Annotated in this window: 16 protein-coding genes; 8 read left to right on the forward strand and 8 right to left on the reverse strand. The window is 76.9% G+C overall.

Features of this window, described 5'->3' with window-relative positions; all coding sequences use genetic code 11:
* Positions 1 to 2 precede the first annotated feature (2 nt).
* Together BLS21_RS18155 and BLS21_RS18160 are read left to right on the forward strand one after the other, a co-directional pair.
* Positions 3 to 410, forward strand: a complete 408-nt coding sequence (locus tag BLS21_RS18155; RefSeq protein WP_091221689.1) for a rhodanese-like domain-containing protein — start codon at positions 3 to 5, stop codon at positions 408 to 410.
* A gap of 35 nt (positions 411 to 445) precedes the next feature.
* Complete coding sequence (locus BLS21_RS18160) at positions 446 to 1102, forward strand: acVLRF1 family peptidyl-tRNA hydrolase (RefSeq protein ID WP_281241955.1); 657 nt, start codon at positions 446 to 448, stop codon at positions 1100 to 1102.
* Positions 1103 to 1170: 68 nt separating this feature from the next.
* Here BLS21_RS18160 and BLS21_RS18165 read toward each other — a convergent pair whose 3' ends face one another.
* Positions 1171 to 2181, reverse strand: a complete 1011-nt coding sequence (locus tag BLS21_RS18165) for a zinc-binding dehydrogenase (RefSeq protein WP_217636191.1) — start codon at positions 2179 to 2181, stop codon at positions 1171 to 1173.
* A 247-nt stretch (positions 2182 to 2428) separates the two neighbouring features.
* Between BLS21_RS18165 and BLS21_RS18170 the strand changes: the two genes are divergently transcribed.
* Together BLS21_RS18170 and BLS21_RS18175 are read left to right on the forward strand one after the other, a co-directional pair.
* The gene (locus tag BLS21_RS18170) at positions 2429 to 4441 is read left to right on the forward strand and encodes a HelD family protein (RefSeq protein WP_091221692.1); all 2013 of its coding nucleotides are present in this window, start codon (positions 2429 to 2431) and stop codon (positions 4439 to 4441) included.
* A 100-nt stretch (positions 4442 to 4541) separates the two neighbouring features.
* Positions 4542 to 6971, forward strand: coding sequence for a transglycosylase domain-containing protein (locus tag BLS21_RS18175; RefSeq protein ID WP_091221694.1), 2430 nt, complete (start codon positions 4542 to 4544; stop codon positions 6969 to 6971).
* Here the strand turns inward: BLS21_RS18175 and BLS21_RS18180 are convergent.
* Genes BLS21_RS18180 through BLS21_RS18190 form a run of 3 tightly spaced genes read right to left on the reverse strand, consistent with a single transcriptional unit; the run spans position 6956 to position 9606 of the window.
* Positions 6956 to 7804, reverse strand: coding sequence for a YhjD/YihY/BrkB family envelope integrity protein (locus BLS21_RS18180; protein WP_245700545.1), 849 nt, complete (start codon positions 7802 to 7804; stop codon positions 6956 to 6958). The genes BLS21_RS18175 and BLS21_RS18180 overlap by 16 nt on opposite strands.
* Positions 7798 to 9351, reverse strand: a complete 1554-nt coding sequence (locus BLS21_RS18185; protein WP_091221697.1) for a phytoene desaturase family protein — start codon at positions 9349 to 9351, stop codon at positions 7798 to 7800. Before BLS21_RS18185 ends, BLS21_RS18180 begins: the two co-directional genes overlap by 7 nt.
* A gap of 42 nt (positions 9352 to 9393) precedes the next feature.
* On the reverse strand, positions 9394 to 9606 hold the full coding sequence (locus BLS21_RS18190) for a hypothetical protein (RefSeq protein WP_091221699.1): 213 nt from the start codon (positions 9604 to 9606) through the stop codon (positions 9394 to 9396).
* A gap of 361 nt (positions 9607 to 9967) precedes the next feature.
* Between BLS21_RS18190 and BLS21_RS18195 the strand changes: the two genes are divergently transcribed.
* Entirely contained in the window at positions 9968 to 11020 is a 1053-nt protein-coding gene (locus tag BLS21_RS18195; RefSeq protein WP_091221702.1) for a C40 family peptidase, read from the forward strand.
* A 69-nt stretch (positions 11021 to 11089) separates the two neighbouring features.
* Here BLS21_RS18195 and BLS21_RS18200 read toward each other — a convergent pair whose 3' ends face one another.
* On the reverse strand, positions 11090 to 11626 hold the full coding sequence (locus tag BLS21_RS18200; protein ID WP_175479624.1) for a hypothetical protein: 537 nt from the start codon (positions 11624 to 11626) through the stop codon (positions 11090 to 11092).
* Between the two features lie 84 nt (positions 11627 to 11710).
* Here BLS21_RS18200 and BLS21_RS18205 point away from each other — a divergent pair, with 84 nt between their 5' ends.
* Positions 11711 to 12046: a DUF3817 domain-containing protein gene (locus BLS21_RS18205; protein WP_091221708.1), complete on the forward strand. Its 336-nt coding sequence runs from the start codon at positions 11711 to 11713 to the stop codon at positions 12044 to 12046.
* Positions 12047 to 12070: 24 nt separating this feature from the next.
* Positions 12071 to 13396 (forward strand): serine hydrolase domain-containing protein, encoded by a 1326-nt coding sequence (locus BLS21_RS18210; RefSeq protein ID WP_091221712.1) that lies wholly within the window; start codon positions 12071 to 12073, stop codon positions 13394 to 13396.
* A 54-nt stretch (positions 13397 to 13450) separates the two neighbouring features.
* Here BLS21_RS18210 and BLS21_RS18215 read toward each other — a convergent pair whose 3' ends face one another.
* Positions 13451 to 13969: a hypothetical protein gene (locus BLS21_RS18215; protein WP_091221715.1), complete on the reverse strand. Its 519-nt coding sequence runs from the start codon at positions 13967 to 13969 to the stop codon at positions 13451 to 13453.
* 63 nt (positions 13970 to 14032) lie between these two features.
* Positions 14033 to 14596, reverse strand: a complete 564-nt coding sequence (locus BLS21_RS18220; RefSeq protein WP_091221717.1) for a hypothetical protein — start codon at positions 14594 to 14596, stop codon at positions 14033 to 14035.
* A gap of 163 nt (positions 14597 to 14759) precedes the next feature.
* Between BLS21_RS18220 and BLS21_RS18225 the strand changes: the two genes are divergently transcribed.
* Positions 14760 to 15014, forward strand: a complete 255-nt coding sequence (locus BLS21_RS18225; protein WP_091221979.1) for a DUF3253 domain-containing protein — start codon at positions 14760 to 14762, stop codon at positions 15012 to 15014.
* Here BLS21_RS18225 and BLS21_RS18230 read toward each other — a convergent pair.
* Complete coding sequence (locus tag BLS21_RS18230; protein ID WP_217636192.1) at positions 15005 to 15493, reverse strand: Lrp/AsnC family transcriptional regulator; 489 nt, start codon at positions 15491 to 15493, stop codon at positions 15005 to 15007. The genes BLS21_RS18225 and BLS21_RS18230 overlap by 10 nt on opposite strands.
* Positions 15494 to 15556 lie beyond the last annotated feature (63 nt).

A 15556-nucleotide genomic window follows, 5' to 3' on the forward strand; every position in this document is an offset into this window, starting at 1 on the left:
CCGTGGAGACCCCATCCGCCCCCCGGTCCATCGACGAGGTGCTCGAGGAGACGCGCGGCCGCCTGCACCGCCTCGAGCCGGCCGAGGCGGCGGCGCGGATGGCGGCGGGCGCCCTGCTCGTCGACACCCGCCCGGTCGCCCAGCGGGCGGCCGACGGCGAGGTGCCCGGCGCGCTGGTGGTCGAGCGCAACGTGCTCGAGTGGCGGCTGGACCCGGCCAGCGAGGCGCGGCTGCCCGAGGCCACCGACCACGACGTCGAGGTCATCGTGCTGTGCAACGAGGGCTACGCCTCCAGCCTCGCCGCCGACTCGCTGCGGGCCCTGGGCCTGCACCGCGCCACCGACGTCGTCGGCGGCTACCAGGCCTGGGCCGCGGCCGGCCTGCCCACCACCCGGGACGCCGAGCGCTGACCCGCGCGCGGCCCGCTGCCGGTGGTGGCCGGCAGCTGCGCGTCCCGCCCGAGCGCCTGGCGCGCTGGCTGGACGGCGTCGCCGCCCGGCACGGCGCCTTCGACGGCGTCGGGCTCGTCGACGGGGCGGTGCGGGTGACCTGCGCGGACAGCACCGAGGTCACCCTGCGGGCGCCGTTCGGCTGGCGGCCCGGGCCGGCTGCACCGTCCTCACCCACCCCGCCCCTGCTCACCTCGTTCAGCGCGGCGGTCCGGGTGCCGCACCGCGCCGCCGTCCTCCTGGTCCGCCGCGGACGGTGGGCGGTCGGGGTGTTCGACGGCTCCGACCTGGTGGTCTCCAAGGTCGACACCCGCCGGGTCCAGGGGCGGACGGCGGCCGGCGGCTGGTCGCAGCAGCGCTTCGCCCGGCGACGGGCCAACCAGACCGACGCCGTGGTGGGCGCCGCGGCCGAGACCGCCGTGCGGGTGCTCGGGCCGCACACCGGCGAGGTCGAGGCGTTGTTCACCGGCGGCGACCGCGGCCTGGTGGACGACGTGCTGGCCGACCCGCGGCTGCGGGCGCTGGCCGCGCTGCGCCGCGGGCCGGCCCTCGAGGTCGGTGACCCCACCAAGGCCGTGCTGCTGGAGACCCCTGCGCAGTTCCGTGCGGTGGAGGTGCACATCGTGGAGCCGGGGGAGCGGACCGGGCCGTGATCATCGGCAGGTGGTCGCCACGTGCGGCGTGTCGGCCGACCACCCGCCGATGACCACCGGCTCCACCGTCAGGGTGTGATGACCAGGCGGATGGGGTCGCCCTCCTTGTGCGCGAGCATCTCGACCCCGCGGGCGGCCTCGGTCAGCGGCAGCGTGCCCGAGATCGACCGGGAGAGGTCCAGCCGGCCGTGCCGGACCAGCGACACCAGCTCCTCCACGTGCGCGGGCTCGGATCCGTAGTGGCCGAGGATGCGCTGCCCGAAGTAGCTGAACTGGGTGCCGTTGCGGACGGTCAGCGGCTGGTCGGTGAGCCCGACGAGGACCAGGGCGCCGTCGCGCTCCAGCGTCCGCACCGCCTGCTCGCGCACCGGCGCGACCCCGGCGAAGTCGAAGGCGTACGCCAGCCCGGCGCCGCCGGTCAGCTCCCGCACGCGCGCGGCCACGTCGTCCGCGGGGTCCAGGGCGAGGTCGGCGCCGAAGGCCAGCGCCCGCTCCCGCGCGGCGGGCACCGGGTCGACGGCGACGATCGGCGCGGCCCCGGCCAGGCGCAGCAGCTGGACGGCGTGCGCGCCCAGCCCGCCGATGCCCCAGACGCCGACCGGCTGGCCGGCGCGGACCCCGGCGGTGCGCACGATCGAGGCCCACGGCGTCGAGACCGCGTCCGGCACGATGCACGCCTGCTCGAACGGCAGGCCGTCGGGGACGGGCACCAGCGTCGACACCGTGGCCAGCGCGTACTCCGCCCAGCCGCCGTCGTAGTCGACGCCGCGGGTGTGCACCCAGCCGTCCTTCTCCTCCCCGGCCTGCAGCAGCACCCGCTGGCCCACGGTCGCACCGGTCACGCCGTCCCCCAGCTCGGCGACCGTGCCGGCCACCTCGTGGCCGAGGGTCACCTCGTCGCCGGCGAGGAACAGCGGGGAGAGCTGGCCCTCGATGAGGTGGACGTCGGACAGGCAGATGCCGGCGGCGGCCACCTGGACCAGCACCTCACCGGGGCCGGGGGTGGGCTTCGGGACCTCCTTCACCGCGAAGGCGCGGGTGCGCACGTCCAACCGTCCGGCGAGCATCGTCTCGGGCATGCGGCCATCCAACGCCGCGGTCGCCGGGGCCCCGACGAGCGGGGGCCCGGAGGGTGCCACGAGGAGGGCCGGGGTGGGCTCGGCTCAGCTGGGGGACGGCACGTGGCCGCGGTGTCGGTCCGACGAGTGGGGCCCGGAGGGTGCCGCGAGGAGGGCCGGGGTGGGCTCGGCTCAGCTGGGGGACGGCACGTGGCCGCGGTGTCGGCCGGTAGGCCGACGGACGGAACAGGAGTAGCGTCCTCCGACCGTGTCCTCCGCATCGAGCGAGACGACCACCGCCCTCGACCCCGTCCTCGCCGCCGAGCGCGCCCACCTGGTGCGCGCGGCCGACTGCCTGACCGTCATGCGCGCGAGCGCCTCCGCCGTCGTCGACGCCGGCGTCGACGCCTGGGCCTCCGAGCGCCTCGGCGCCGCCCGCGCCGAGCGGCTGCGGGCGCTGGCCGCCGACCCCGGCGTCCCGCCGTTCTTCGGGCGCACCGACACCGGCACCGAGACCTTCCACATCGGCCGTCGGCACGTGCGCGACGCCGACGGCACCCCGGTCGTCATCGACTGGCGGGCGCCGATGAGCCGGCCGTTCTACCGGGCCAGCGCCGCCGATCCGCAGGGCCTGGTGCGCCGCCGCCGCTTCGGCTTCTCCGGCGGCGAGCTCACCAGCTACGAGGACGAGCTGCTCGGGGTGGGGGAGACCGCGACGAGCAGGCTGCTCGAGGAGGAGATCGAGCGCCCGCGCTCCGGCCCGATGCGCGACATCGTCGCCACCATCCAGCCCGACCAGGACGCGATCGTGCGGGCGCCGCTGGCCGAGTCGATCTGCGTGCAGGGCGCCCCCGGCACCGGCAAGACCGCCGTCGGCCTGCACCGCGCGGCCTACCTGCTCTACACGCACGGCGGACAGCTGGCCCGCACCGGCGTCCTCGTCGTCGGGCCGAACCGCGCGTTCCTCCGCTACATCGAGCAGGTGCTGCCCACCCTCGGCGAGGTCGACGTCGAGCAGACCACCGTCGCCGGGCTGACCGCCCGGGTGCCGGTGCGCGGCGTCGACGCCCCGGAGGTCGCCGTCCTCAAGGGCGACGCCCGCCTGGCCGAGGTGCTGCACCGCGCGCTGTGGGGCTCGATCGCCAAGCCGGCGGACGACGTGCAGGTGCCGCTGGCCGGGCGCCGCCGCCGGGTTCCCGTCGACCGGCTGAAGCGCCACGTCGACGACCTGCGCCGCCGCGGCCGGGCCGGCGAGGACCAGCAGGTGCTGCACCACGCAGCCGGCCGGGAGCGGCTGGCCATGCTGCTGGCCGAGGACGCCCGCCGGCAGGCCGAGGCCGCCGGTGGCAGCCCCACGGACGCCGAGACCCGCCGGGCTGCCCGCAGCGCCGAGGTGCGCGCGTTCTGCGACGCGGTGTGGCCGGCGTGGGACGCCGCGGAGCTGGTGCACGCCCTGCTCACCGACCCCGCCGTGCTGGCCCGGGCCGCCCGCGGGGTGCTCGACGACGCCGAGCAGGCGCTGCTGCTCCGCCCGGCCGGCCCCCTGCGCAGCGCCCCCTGGACCGAGGCCGACGCGGTGCTGGTCGACGAGGTCACCGGCCTGCTGGAGCGCACCGCCGGCTACGGGCACGTGGTCGTCGACGAGGCGCAGGACCTCTCGCCCATGCAGTGCCGCGCGATCGCCCGCCGCCTGGCCGCCGGGTCGCTGACCGTGCTCGGTGACCTCGCCCAGGCCACCAGCCCGTGGTCGGCGGCGGACTGGGGTCGCACGCTCGCCGGCCTGGGCCGCCCCGACACCGCCGTCCGGCCGCTGACCCGCGGCTACCGCGTGCCCGGCGAGGTGCTCGACTACGCCAACCGGCTGCTGCCGGCGATCGCGCCGGGCCTGCCGGCCGCCACCGCGGTGCGCCGCGGCGCCGGCTCCCTGCGCATCCGCGCCGACGGCCCGCTGCCCGAGGTGGTCCGCGAGCTCGCCGCGACGCCGGGCTTCATCGGCGTCGTCTGCGCCGACGCCGCCGTGCCCGAGGTGGCCGGCGCGCTGGTCGCGGCCGGGCTGCCCGCGGCGGTGCTGGGGGACGACGGCGACGCGGGCCTGCTCGCCGTCGTCCCGGCGACGCTGGCCAAGGGGCTGGAGTTCGACGCGGTCGTCGTGGTGGACCCCGCCGCGATCGCCGCCGCCGAGCCGCGCGGGCTGCACCGCCTCTACGTCGTCCTCACCCGGGCGGTGAGCACACTGGTGGTGCTGCACGCCGGGGACCTGCCGGAGCTGCTGGCAGCGTGACGCGTGTGCCGTGCGGGTCCGGGCGGACCGGCCTGCGCGGCGCGCATGGTTGTGACCGCCACCGATCCCTGATCGAGTGGCACTCCACGGAAGGGGGCCCATGGACCTGCGCACCGACGCACGGGTCAGGACGCTGCTCAAGCTCGCCGCCACGGTCGTGGTGGCCGGAGCACTCGTCGCGGCACTCCTCTTCCCCTGGGTCGGCGGACCCGCGGTGGCCGCCCAGCAGTCGACCAGCCTGCTCGGCGACCTCCCCACCGAGCTGACCGTCGACGCCCCGCCGGCCAACACCGTGCTGCTGGCCGCCAACGGCGAGGTCATCACCTCCTTCTACGAGGAGAACCGCGCCCCGGTGACCGGCGACCGCATCGCCGAGGTCATGAAGCAGGCGATGGTCGCCATCGAGGACGCCCGGTTCTACGAGCACCACGGCCTCGACGTGCAGGGCACCGCCCGCGCGCTGGTGACCAACATCGCCGCGGGCGGCGTGCAGGAGGGCGGGTCGACGCTCACCCAGCAGCTGGTCAAGCAGACCCTGCTGCAGACCGCCGACACCCCGGAGGAGCGCCGCGCGGCCACCGAGCAGACGCTGGGCCGCAAGCTGCGGGAGGCCCGGCTGGCGCTGGCGCTGGAGGACACCTACGCCAAGGACGAGCTGCTCACCCGCTACCTCAACATCGTCTACTTCGGGCGGAACGCCTACGGCGTCCAGCCCGCCGCGCAGGCGTTCTTCGGCGTCGACGCCGCCGCCCTCACCCTGCCGCAGGCCGCGCTGCTGGCCGGCCTGGCGCAGAGCCCGACCCAGGACGACCCGTTCACCAACCCGGAGGCGGCCACCGCGCGCCGCAACGAGGTCCTCTCCCGGATGGCCGAGCAGGGCCGCGTGTCCCCGGCGGACGCCGCCGCTGCGCAGGCCGCGCCGCTCGGCCTCGCCCCCGCCCCGGCGCCGCGCCGCGGCTGCGTCGAGGCCACGGTCGGCGCGTTCGTCTGCGACTTCGTGCAGCGCTACCTGATCCAGGAGCTGGGGCTGACCCAGCAGCAGCTGGACAACGGCGGCTACGTCGTCCGGACGACCCTGGACGCCGACCTGCAGCGCGCCGGGGACGCCGCCGTGCTCGAGACGCTGGCCATGGGCAACTTGCTGGCCGGCATGTTCACCGCCGTCGAGCCGGGCACCGGCCACCTGCTGGCGATGAGCGTCAACCGGGTGTTCGGCTACGACCAGGAGGACCCGGCGCAGGAGTCGTTCAACCTCAACCTCGCCCCCAGCAAGGGCTCGGGGTCGACCTACAAGGTCTTCACCGCCGCGGCGGCGCTGGACCGGGGCTACTCCGGCTACTACACGCTGACGACGTCGGACCCCTACGTCTCCCGCGTCTACCGGGACGGCACGGGGCGCTACGACGTCGAGAACGCCGGCACCTACCGCTCGACGCTGGACCTGACCACCGCGCTCTACCAGTCCTCCAACACCTACTTCCTCGCCCTCGAGGACGCCCTGGGCAGCGTGGAGGAGCCGGTGCGGATGGCCGAGCGGATGGGCCTGTTCCAGTTCAGCGACCCGGCCCTGCCGCAGCAGATCATCGACGAGAACCGCGGGTCGTTCACCTTCGGCGCCGAGGCCACCAGCCCGCTCGCCCTGGCCAGCGCCTACTCGACGCTGGCAGCCGGCGGGACGCAGTGCGACGTCGTCCCGGTGACCGCGGTGCTCGACCAGCACGGCGAGCCCGCGGTCGGGTCGGACGGCGAGCCGCTCGCGGTCGGCGACCGCTGCACCCCGGAGGCGATCAAGCCCGGCGTGGCCAACACGCTCAACCAGATGCTGCGCAAGGACGTCGAGCCGGGTTACTCCGGAGCGACCGGCACCCGCGCCTACGTCCCGGGCCACCAGATCGCCGGCAAGACGGGGACGTCCCAGGACAACGACTCGATCGCGTTCGTCGGGTACACCCCCGAGATCACCGCGAGCGTCATGGTGCTCAACCCCAAGGAGAAGCAGAACGTCGGCGGCTTCGGCGGTGGCAAGGCGGCCACGGTCTGGCGCGACGCGATGGCGCCGATCCTGGAGGCCCGCGGCAGCGGAGAGTTCCCGCCGGCCGACGAGGTCGTGATGAACGGCAACACGCGGCCGGTGCCGGGCTGCACCTCGGTCCGCGCCTGCCGGACGGCGCTGTCCGACGCCGGCTTCGAGCACCGCACCGTGGAGGTGGACAGCTCCCGGCGCTCCGGCGTCCTGCTGGGCACCAGCCCGCCGCGCGGCGGCCGCGCGGTGGCGGGCCAGGTCGTCTCCATCCTGGTCAGCAACGGCGAGGACTACGTCCCGCCGCGGCCCCGACCCGATCCCGAGCCGTCGCCGCGGTCGCGGCAGCCGGAGGCCCCCGAGCCGTCGGTCGAGCCGCCGCCGTCCGCCCCCGAGACCGTCGAGCCCGACCCCGAGCCGGAGCAGGGCCGGGACGGCGGCGAGGACCAGGACCAGGACCGCGGGGAGGGCCAGGACTGGGGTCAGGACCGGGGTCAGGACGAGGGCTGAGCTCCCCTGCGGAGCCGGTCGTCGAGGGACTGGGTGAGCAGCCAGCCCCCGATCACGACCAGGTGCAGCAGGAACAGCCACAGGCTGATCGCCACGACCGCGCCGACCACCGTCAGCCCGCCGAACGGCGCGCCCAGCGCCAGCGGCAGGGCCAGGAAGATCGCGAAGCCCTGCAGGAAGCCCGACAGGCAGGCGGCGGTGAACAGCACGCCGGACAGCAGCGCCGGCCAGCGCAGGTCGCCGGCCGCGACCACGCCGAAGCCCCACAGCAGCGGCACGGTGAGCGCGAACAGCACGGAGTAGTAGCCGACGGCCAAGGCGCCCAGCCCGCTGCCCCGCTCGGTGAGCTCCACCATCGCTGACGCCGCCTGCAGCAGCGCGTACATCAGCAGCGGCGTGGTCAGCACCAGCGGCAGCGCCAGCAGCCGGCCGCGCCAGCCGGTCAGCCGGTCCTGGCGGGGGGTGAAGCGCAGCAGCGCCCGGCGCAGCCCCTCGCCGTAGAACGACAGCGGGACCAGGGCCAGGACGAAGTCCAGCAGGTCCAGGCCGGTGCCGGCCTCGGCCAGCGTCCGCAGCGCCCCGGGGGCGCCCAGCTCCGGCGGGAGCAGCTGGGCCAGCCGGTCGCTCAGCTCCCGCACCCGCTCGGCCGAGGTGAGCAGCGCGGTGAGCGAGAAGGCGACCAGCAGCAGCGGCACCACGGCGATGCCGGCGTAGAAGGTCAGCCCGGCGGCGATCAGCGCGACGTCCCGGCCGCGCAGCTGCTCGGCGGCCCCGCGCAGCAGGGACGTCGTCTCGGCGCGCAGCCGGCGCGCCGTCCAGGCGCGCCTCAGCACCGGTCCAGCAGCGCGCGAGCCGCCGCGTAGCCGCCCAGGCCGCTGACCGCCCCGCCGCGCACGGTGCCGCCCGAGGAGGCGGCGACGACCCGCGCGTGCGCCGTCGCCACGCCCCAGGTGCCGACCTCCTCCGGCGTCGCGGCGACCGGCCACGACAGGTCGCCGTGGAAGATGTGCCCGCCCGGCATCGCCAGCGACGCCTCGACGTCCAGCGGCGAGGCCGCCTGCAGGCACGGCCGGCCCTCGGCGTCCCGGGCCAGGCAGTCCAGCAGCGGCTCGGCCAGGTGCGCGTCGAGCTGGGCCACGACCCGCCTCACCGCCTCGTCCCGGACGCCCGCGGGGTCGTCGCGGAACAGCGCCGCCGGCGTGTGCAGGCCGAAGAGGGTCAGGGTGTGCCAGCCGGCCGCGCGCTCGGCCGGGCCCAGCACCGTCGGGTCCGTCAGCGAGTGGCAGTAGACCTCGAAGGGGACGACGTCGGGCAGGCGGCCGGCCCCGGCCTGGGCGTGCGCGGCGTCGAGCTGGGACGCCGCCTCGTCGACGTGGCAGGTGCCGGCGAAGGCGAGCGCCGGGTCGATGTCCGAGCGCAGCCGGGGCAGCCGCGCCAGCACCATGTTGACCTTGAGCTGGGCGCCGTCCGCGGAGGGGCGCGGGGCCTGGCCCAGCAGGCGGTCGACCACGGCCGGGGCGGCGCCGCCGACCACCCGGCCGGCGTCCACCGCCCGCTCGGTGCCGTCGTCGTCGGTCCAGTACACGGTCGCTCCGTCGTCCCGCGGCTCGACGGCGGTCACCTCGGCCCGGGTGACCAGCTCCGCGCCGGCACCGCGCGCGGCGGCGGCCATCGCGCCGGTGACCGCGCCCATCCCGCCCACCGGGACGCGCCACCGCCCGGTGCCGTTGCCGACCACGTGGTACAGGAAGCAGCGCCCGGCCAGGCCGTCGGCGGCGTGCACGTCGGCGTACGTGCCGATCAGCCCGTCGGTGAGCGCCACCCCGCGGACGACGTCGTGGGACAGCGCGTCGGCGACCACGTCGGCCAGCGGGCGCTCCCGCAGGTCGTGCCACAGCCGCGGCTCGCGCAGCCGCCCGGCCAGGTCGGCGGGGGAGAGCAGCGGCTCGGTCAGGGTGGGGGCGAGGTCCTCGGCGAGCGTGGCCACCCGGCCGTGGAACCGCTGCCAGGCCGCCAGCTCGGCGTCGGAGCCGGTGAGCGCCCGGAAGGACGCCGCGGTGGCCGGGCCCTCGTCCCGCTCGACGAGCAGTCCCGGCCCGTCCGGGACGGCGGTGTACGAGGCGACCGCGCGGTCGGCCAGCGTCACCTGCAGGCCGAGGTCGGCCACGATCCGGTCGGGCAGCAGGCTCACCAGGTAGGAGTAGGCCGAGAGCCGGACGTCGACGCCGGGGAACACCTGCCGGCTGACCGCGGCGCCGCCGACCTCGGCGAGCCGCTCGAGGACCAGCACCGACCACCCGGCCCGGGCCAGGTAGGCCGCGGCGACCAGCCCGTTGTGCCCGGCGCCCACGACGACGGCGTCGTACCTGCGCGTACCCACCGGCGGACCGTAGCCGGAACGCCCTGCCTCTCCGTGCCGCGGTCAGCTCGTGCCGTCGTCCTCCTGGTCGGTCTGCTGCTCGTTGTCCTGCTCGGTGTCGTCGCAGGCCTCCTGCTCGCTGGCGCCGGCCTCGGCGGCGCCGCACTCGGTGGTCCCCCGGTCGGTGTCGGTGTTGCCGCCGGTCTCCGTGGCGGCGCTGCACCCGGCCAGGGCGGCGACGGCGGCCAGCACGACGAGGGGTCGCTTGAGATCCATGACCCCTGCGTGCCCCGCGGCACCCGCGGCGAACCTCGCCCGCCACACCCGCCCCACCCGTTCCCGGCGACCGGCGCGGTCGAGTCGAGAGTCCACCAAATCACACCCGGGTGATTGTCACGACGACGTCACGGACCTTACGGTGAGTGCATCCGCCGGGGCGCTCCGTCACCAGCCTGGGTGACACCCCGCGGATGCCGCCGAGCCGGCGCTCCTCCCCGGGAGCGCGGGGCCGGGGACCCACCGAACCACTGGGGTGAAGCGCGCGCCGGCACCGCGGCCGGCCGCGCCGGGCTCGTCCGGCCCGAACCCGTCAGCTGACCCGGTAGGCGGCCGTGGATGAACGGAGTGCCGCCGCACCATGGCGACCCCTCGCACCGCCCGCCGCGCTGCCCTGGTCCTCGCCGGCGCCATCGGCCTCGCGCTCGCCCCCGCCCCGGCCGGCGCCGAGGAGCCCACCACCGCCGCGGACGCCGCGGCCCTCGTCGCCGCCCGCGGCCACGAGCTCGAGGTGCTCACCGAGGAGTTCAACGAGGCCCGCGAGACGCTGGCCGGCCAGCAGGCGGCGGCGCAGGCGGCCGCCGCGGCGGTCGCCGAGGCGCAGACGGCGGTCACCGCCGCCCGGGAGTCGGTCGTCGGCGTGGCGCGGACCGCCTTCACCGGCGACAGCATGGGCTCGTTCCAGGCCCTGATGACCAGCGACTCCGCCGACGAGTTCGTCAACCGGGTCACCCTGCTGCAGGCCGTGGCCGGCCACCAGGGCGAGCTGCTCGAGGCGGCCGTCGTCGCCGGCGAGGCCGCCGCGCAGGCGCAGATCGTGGCCGACCGGGCCGCCACCGAGGCGCAGACGCAGTACGACGCGGTCGCCCGCCAGCAGGCCGACCTGCAGGCCCAGATCGCCGAGTACCAGGCCGACTACACCCGGCTCTCGGCCGAGGAGCGGCGGGCCGCCCTCGAGGCCGCCGCCGCTGCCCACGGTGCCGGCGAGGACGGCCGGGCCAGCCGCACCGAGCGCGAGGAGCCGGCCGCGGCGTCCTCCGCTCCCGTGGCCGTCTCCGGCGGTTCGCTCCAGGCGGTCGTCGACCGCGCGCTGGCCCAGCGCGGCAAGCCCTACGTGTGGGCGGCGTCGGGGCCGGGCTCGTTCGACTGCTCGGGCCTGGTGCAGTACGCCTTCCAGGCGGCCGGGATCAGCCTGCCGCACTCGAGCCGCATGCAGTCGCAGATGGGCACCCCGGTGTCCCGCGCCGAGGCCCGCGCCGGCGACCTGGTCGCCTTCTACAGCCCGGTCAGCCACATCGGCATCTACCTGGGCAACGGCCAGATGGTGCACGCGCCGACGTCCGGTGACGTCGTCAAGATCGCCAGTGTCGACAACATGGGCGCGACGCCGAAGTTCAACCGCATCGCCGGTTGACGGAAGGACCCCCTGCCCCCCGCCACTCGCGGGCTCGCGGCGGGACCCTGCAGGGGGCCGGCCGGGGCGTCACGGCCGCTCGACCTGTTGCAGGAGGCCCCAGACGAAGCGGGCGCGGACGCCGCCGGGCAGGTGCACCTCCCAGCGGGTGACCACGCCGGGGTCGACGCTCGTCGCCCCGCGCAGACCCACCACGTCGTCCAGCGTGTGCTCCCACACCCGCAACCCGGCCGGCGTGGCCCGCGGCACGGGTGAGCCCGGCGCCCGCACCAGGTGCTCCTGCAGCACGCTGCCGCCCGGACCGGTGAGCACCTCCCAGTACAGGTGCGGCCACAGCGGCAGCGGCCAGCGGCGCACCTCCAGGTCGAGGTCGCCGAAGCGGCGGTCCTCGGTCTCCTCGGGCGGGCCGAGGACGGCCGAGCGCAGCGCCAGCCCGCGCGGCGCCCGCGGCGAGTGCTGCAGCGCCTGCCAGCGGGTGTGCGCCGCGTGCGCCTCCGCCCGGGTGGCGCCCAGCCGGGGGAGCGCCTCGGCGACCAGGTCCGGCCGCAGGTCGGCCATCCGGCGCAGCAGCACCAGGCAGAACTCGCGCCGCGCCAGACCCCGCACGGGCCCCGACCCTGCCACGGGGGGACGACGGGTGGCGCGGGTCACCCCGACCGACGCAGCTGGCCCGTCCCGGCGTCGGGGACCATGGGGCGCGTGACCCCGCGCGCCGTCGCCCTCTCCTTCCGTGCCGTCGCCCTCGCCGAGGCGTGCTCCTGGGTGGGCCTGCTGTTCGGGATGTTCGTCAAGTACGTGCTGGCGACCTCCGAGCGCGGCGTGCAGATCTTCGGCCCGATCCACGGCGGCATCTTCATCGCCTACGTCGTCGTCGCGGTCGTGGCCGCCCGGGTGCTGCGCTGGAACGCCGGCACCGCGCTGCTCGCCCTCGCCGCGTCGGTGCCCCCGCTGGCCACCCTCTGGTTCGACCGCTGGGCCACCCGCACCGGCCGGCTGCCCGTGCCCGAGGCCGCGCCCACCTCCTGACCGCGGCTCGCTAGCGTCCGGTCCGTGCCCGACGCCGTCCTGCCGTCCACCGCCCGCCTGCTGCTCGCCCGCACCGCCCGCGTGCAGCGCGACGGACGGGCACCGAGCCTCGTCGCGGGCGTCGTCCGCGACGGCGGGCTGGCCTGGTCCACCGGGCGCGGCGACGTCCCCGAACCGCACACCGACGTCCAGTACCGGCTGGGGTCGATCAGCAAGACCGTCACCGCGGTCGCCGTCCTGCGGCTGCGCGACGAGGGCCGGGTGCACCTCGACGACCCGCTCGACCGGCACGTGCCCGGCACCCCGCTCGGCGACCGCACCGTCGGCCAGCTGCTCGCCCACGTCGCCGGCGCGGCCGCGGAGAGCCCGGGCGCGTGGTGGGAGCGGGCCCCCGGCGGCTCGCTGGCGGACCTGCGGCTGGCCCCCGAGCACGTCGTCCTCGGGGCCGCGCGCCGCTTCCACTACTCCAACCTCGGCTTCGGCCTGCTCGGTGAGCTGGTGGCGCGGCTGCGCGGCCGGTCCTGGGCGGACGTCGTCGGCGCCGAGGTGCTCGGTCCCCTCGGCATGACCCGGACGACGCCCCGGCCGGTCGCGCCCGCCGCGGAGGGTCGCGCGGTGCACCCGTGGGCCGACGTCGTCCTGCCCGAGCCGGAGCACGACGCGGGCGTGATGGCCGCTGCCGGGCAGCTCTGGGCGACGCTGGCCGACCTCGGGCGCTTCGCCGCCTTCCTGCTCGGCGACACCGGGGACGTGCTCGAGCCCGCGACGCTGGAGGAGATGACCGTGCCCGCGGGCGTGGACCCCTCCGCGCCGGGCTGGGCGGCGTACGGGCTGGGCCTCCAGGTGCTGCGGGTCGACGGGAGCACGCTGGTCGGCCACGGCGGCTCGATGCCGGGCTTCCTCGCCGGCGTCTTCGTCGACCGCGACGAGCAGACCGGCGCCGTCTCGCTGGCCAACACCACCGCCGGCCTGGACCCGCTCGTCCCCGGCCTGCTCGCCGACCTGCGCGCCGCCGAGCCGCGGGTCGTCGAGGCGTGGGCGCCCTCGCCGCCGCCGGTCCCCCTGGAGTCCCTCGGCATCTGGTACTGGGGGCCCGGGCCGCACGCGCTGCGGGCGCTGCCCGGCGGCCTGCTGCACCTCGGTCCGCTGCCGGGCCGCGCCGGGCGGGCCAGCCGCTTCGCCCGGCGGGACGACGGCACCTGGGTGGGCCTGGAGGGCTACTACGCCGGGGAGCCGCTGCGCATCGCCGAGGACCACCTGGACGTGGGCACCTTCGTCTTCACCCGGCAGCCCTACGACCCCGACGCCCCGGTGCCCGGAGGGGTGGACGAGGGCGGCTGGACGGCCTGACGCGGGTTCGTCCCCGTGGGATCACCGTGCGGCTCACCCGGCGGCCCCGGGCGCTCAGAGCCGGTCGAAGGCGTCCATCGTCGTCTTCACGACCGCGCCGTAGGCCAGGTGCGGGACGATGTCGCTGGCCCAGTCGATCGCCGACCAGGTGCGCGGGTCGGTGATGCCGAGGACGGTCATCGGGCCGTTGGCGGCGACCAGCACCCCGAGCGTGGTCAGCAGCGTGCCGACCAGCGGCTGCGACCGGTAGCCGGCCGCCCGCACCAGCCCGACGACGACGCCGACCCCCACGCCGGCCACCAGCCCGGTGATCGGGCCCAACCCCTGGATGCGGTTCTGTCGCGTGTCGCCCTCGCCCGGGATCGGCACGTGCGCCTTCTCGGCCAGCTTCTCCACGGTCCGCTCGGGGGTCGAGCTCGTCGGGCGGCCGCGCACGGTCATGTCGAGGTACGTGACGGCGTTGAGCGCGGTGCTGCCTGCTGCCCCGGCCGCTGCGCCGCGCAGGGCCCAGCCCGCCACGCTGATGCCGCGTCGTCCCTTGCCGATGGTCCCCAGCGGGGTGCGCTTCGCCATCCGCCCGGTCTACCCCCGTCCCGCGATCGGGTACACCCAGCTCAGCGCGGCACCGGCGGCCCCCTACCCCTCGCCGTCCCCGGTCCACCCGGCCGCCCGTCGCCGCAGGACCAGCCCGCCGGCGAACGCCGCCACGAGCAGGACGGCGACGACCGCCTCCAGGACCGTGTCGGACGGGCCCCGGGGCAGCACGGTCCCGGCCGACCCGGGCTCGGGAGCGCTCACGCCGGTCAGCACCTGCACCTCCGCCGCGGCCCGGGGGGTCCACGCCGTCGTCCCGCCGCACAGGTCGGCCACGAGCCGGTCGTCCTCGCGGACGGCGAAGACGAGGAAGGGGCCCTCACCGGCGACCTCGAGGCCGCACGACGCACCGGACGCGGGCGACAGCACGCCCTGCCGGGCGGCGACCCGTCCCGCGTACACCGCGTCGACGGCGAAGACGTGCAGGACGGTCCCGCCGACCACCTGGCGGTCGGCCAGCCGGCCGGAGAACACCGCGTCGGCGCTGAGGGCGTGGTCGGCCGTCGTCCCCCCGGTGCAACTGCACGCCGAGGCCACCGGGGCCAGCACCCAGCCGGCGAGCACGAGCAGCAGGGCGGCGAGCAGCCCGGTCGTCCAGCGGCGCACGGGCCCAGCATCCCCCGGCCGGCGTCCCCACCGGGTCGACCCCGGGCGCCACCACCCACGGACCCTCGGCCGCTGCCCACCGGGCGAGGCGGGGTGGAGGACCGGCGGTGGCCAGGAGGCGGGTGCCGTGGCGCGGCGGCGTCCCGCGCCGCAGGCTGGGGGCGTGGCGGACGTCGACGCGCGGCTGGAGCAGGCCATCGACGCGCTGCTCCACGACCGGCGGGCCGGCGCGACGATCTGCCCCTCGGAGGCCGCCCGCGCCGTCGACCCCGAGGGCTGGCGGGAGCTCATGCCCGCGGCCCGCGCGGCAGCCGGACGGCTGGCCGCGGCCGGGCAGGTGGAGGTCACCCAGCGCGGCGAGGTCGTCGACGTGGCCACCGCGCGCGGCCCGGTACGGGTGCGCCGGCCTCAGTCCTGAGCAGCGGGGTCCTGACCGGCGGCCCGGGACAGCAGCGGGCCCATGCGGTGGTCGACCAGCCGGCGCAGCGCCAGCGCGGTGTCGGTGCGCTGGACGCCGGGGATGGCCAGCACCCGGTCGGTGATCCGCCAGAGGTCGTCGGCGTCGATCGCGACCACCCGTACCAGCAGGTCGGCGACGCCGGACAGCGCCGTCACCTCGAGCACCTCGGGGATGTCCGCCAGCGCCTCGCCGACGTCGGCCAGGCTGCGCTGCACCACCTGCACGGTCATGTACGCGCCCAGCCGGTAGCCCAGCGCCTCGGGGCGGACGCGGTGGTCGAAGGGTGCCAGGGCGCCGCCGGACTCCAGCCGCGCCAGCCGCGCCTGCACGGTGTTGCGCGCCAGGCCGAGCCGCTGCGACAGCGCCATGACCGTCGCGCGCGGGTCCTCGGCCAGGGCCTGCAGCAGGCGGGCGTCGGTGGCGTCGAGAACCGGCACGTCGCTCAGTCTGACAGGCCCGGCGACCCCGTGACCGGTCATCGTGCGCAATCCGATCGGGGG

Source organism: Geodermatophilus siccatus, from assembly GCF_900103785.1.
In the GTDB taxonomy this organism is placed as follows: Bacteria; Actinomycetota; Actinomycetes; order Mycobacteriales; family Geodermatophilaceae; genus Geodermatophilus; species Geodermatophilus siccatus.

Excerpts from the sequence above, each read along its gene's own strand:
- BLS21_RS18215 (WP_091221715.1), bottom strand. The coding sequence starts at position 13,969 with ATGGCGAAGCGCACCCCGCTGGGGACCATCGGCAAGGGACGACGCGGC.
- BLS21_RS18175 (WP_091221694.1), top strand. The coding sequence starts at position 4,542 with ATGGACCTGCGCACCGACGCACGGGTCAGGACGCTGCTCAAGCTCGCC.
- BLS21_RS18205 (WP_091221708.1), top strand. The coding sequence starts at position 11,711 with ATGGGGCGCGTGACCCCGCGCGCCGTCGCCCTCTCCTTCCGTGCCGTC.
- BLS21_RS18195 (WP_091221702.1), top strand. The coding sequence starts at position 9,968 with ATGGCGACCCCTCGCACCGCCCGCCGCGCTGCCCTGGTCCTCGCCGGC.
- BLS21_RS18190 (WP_091221699.1), bottom strand. The coding sequence starts at position 9,606 with ATGGATCTCAAGCGACCCCTCGTCGTGCTGGCCGCCGTCGCCGCCCTG.
- BLS21_RS18165 (WP_217636191.1), bottom strand. The coding sequence starts at position 2,181 with ATGCCCGAGACGATGCTCGCCGGACGGTTGGACGTGCGCACCCGCGCC.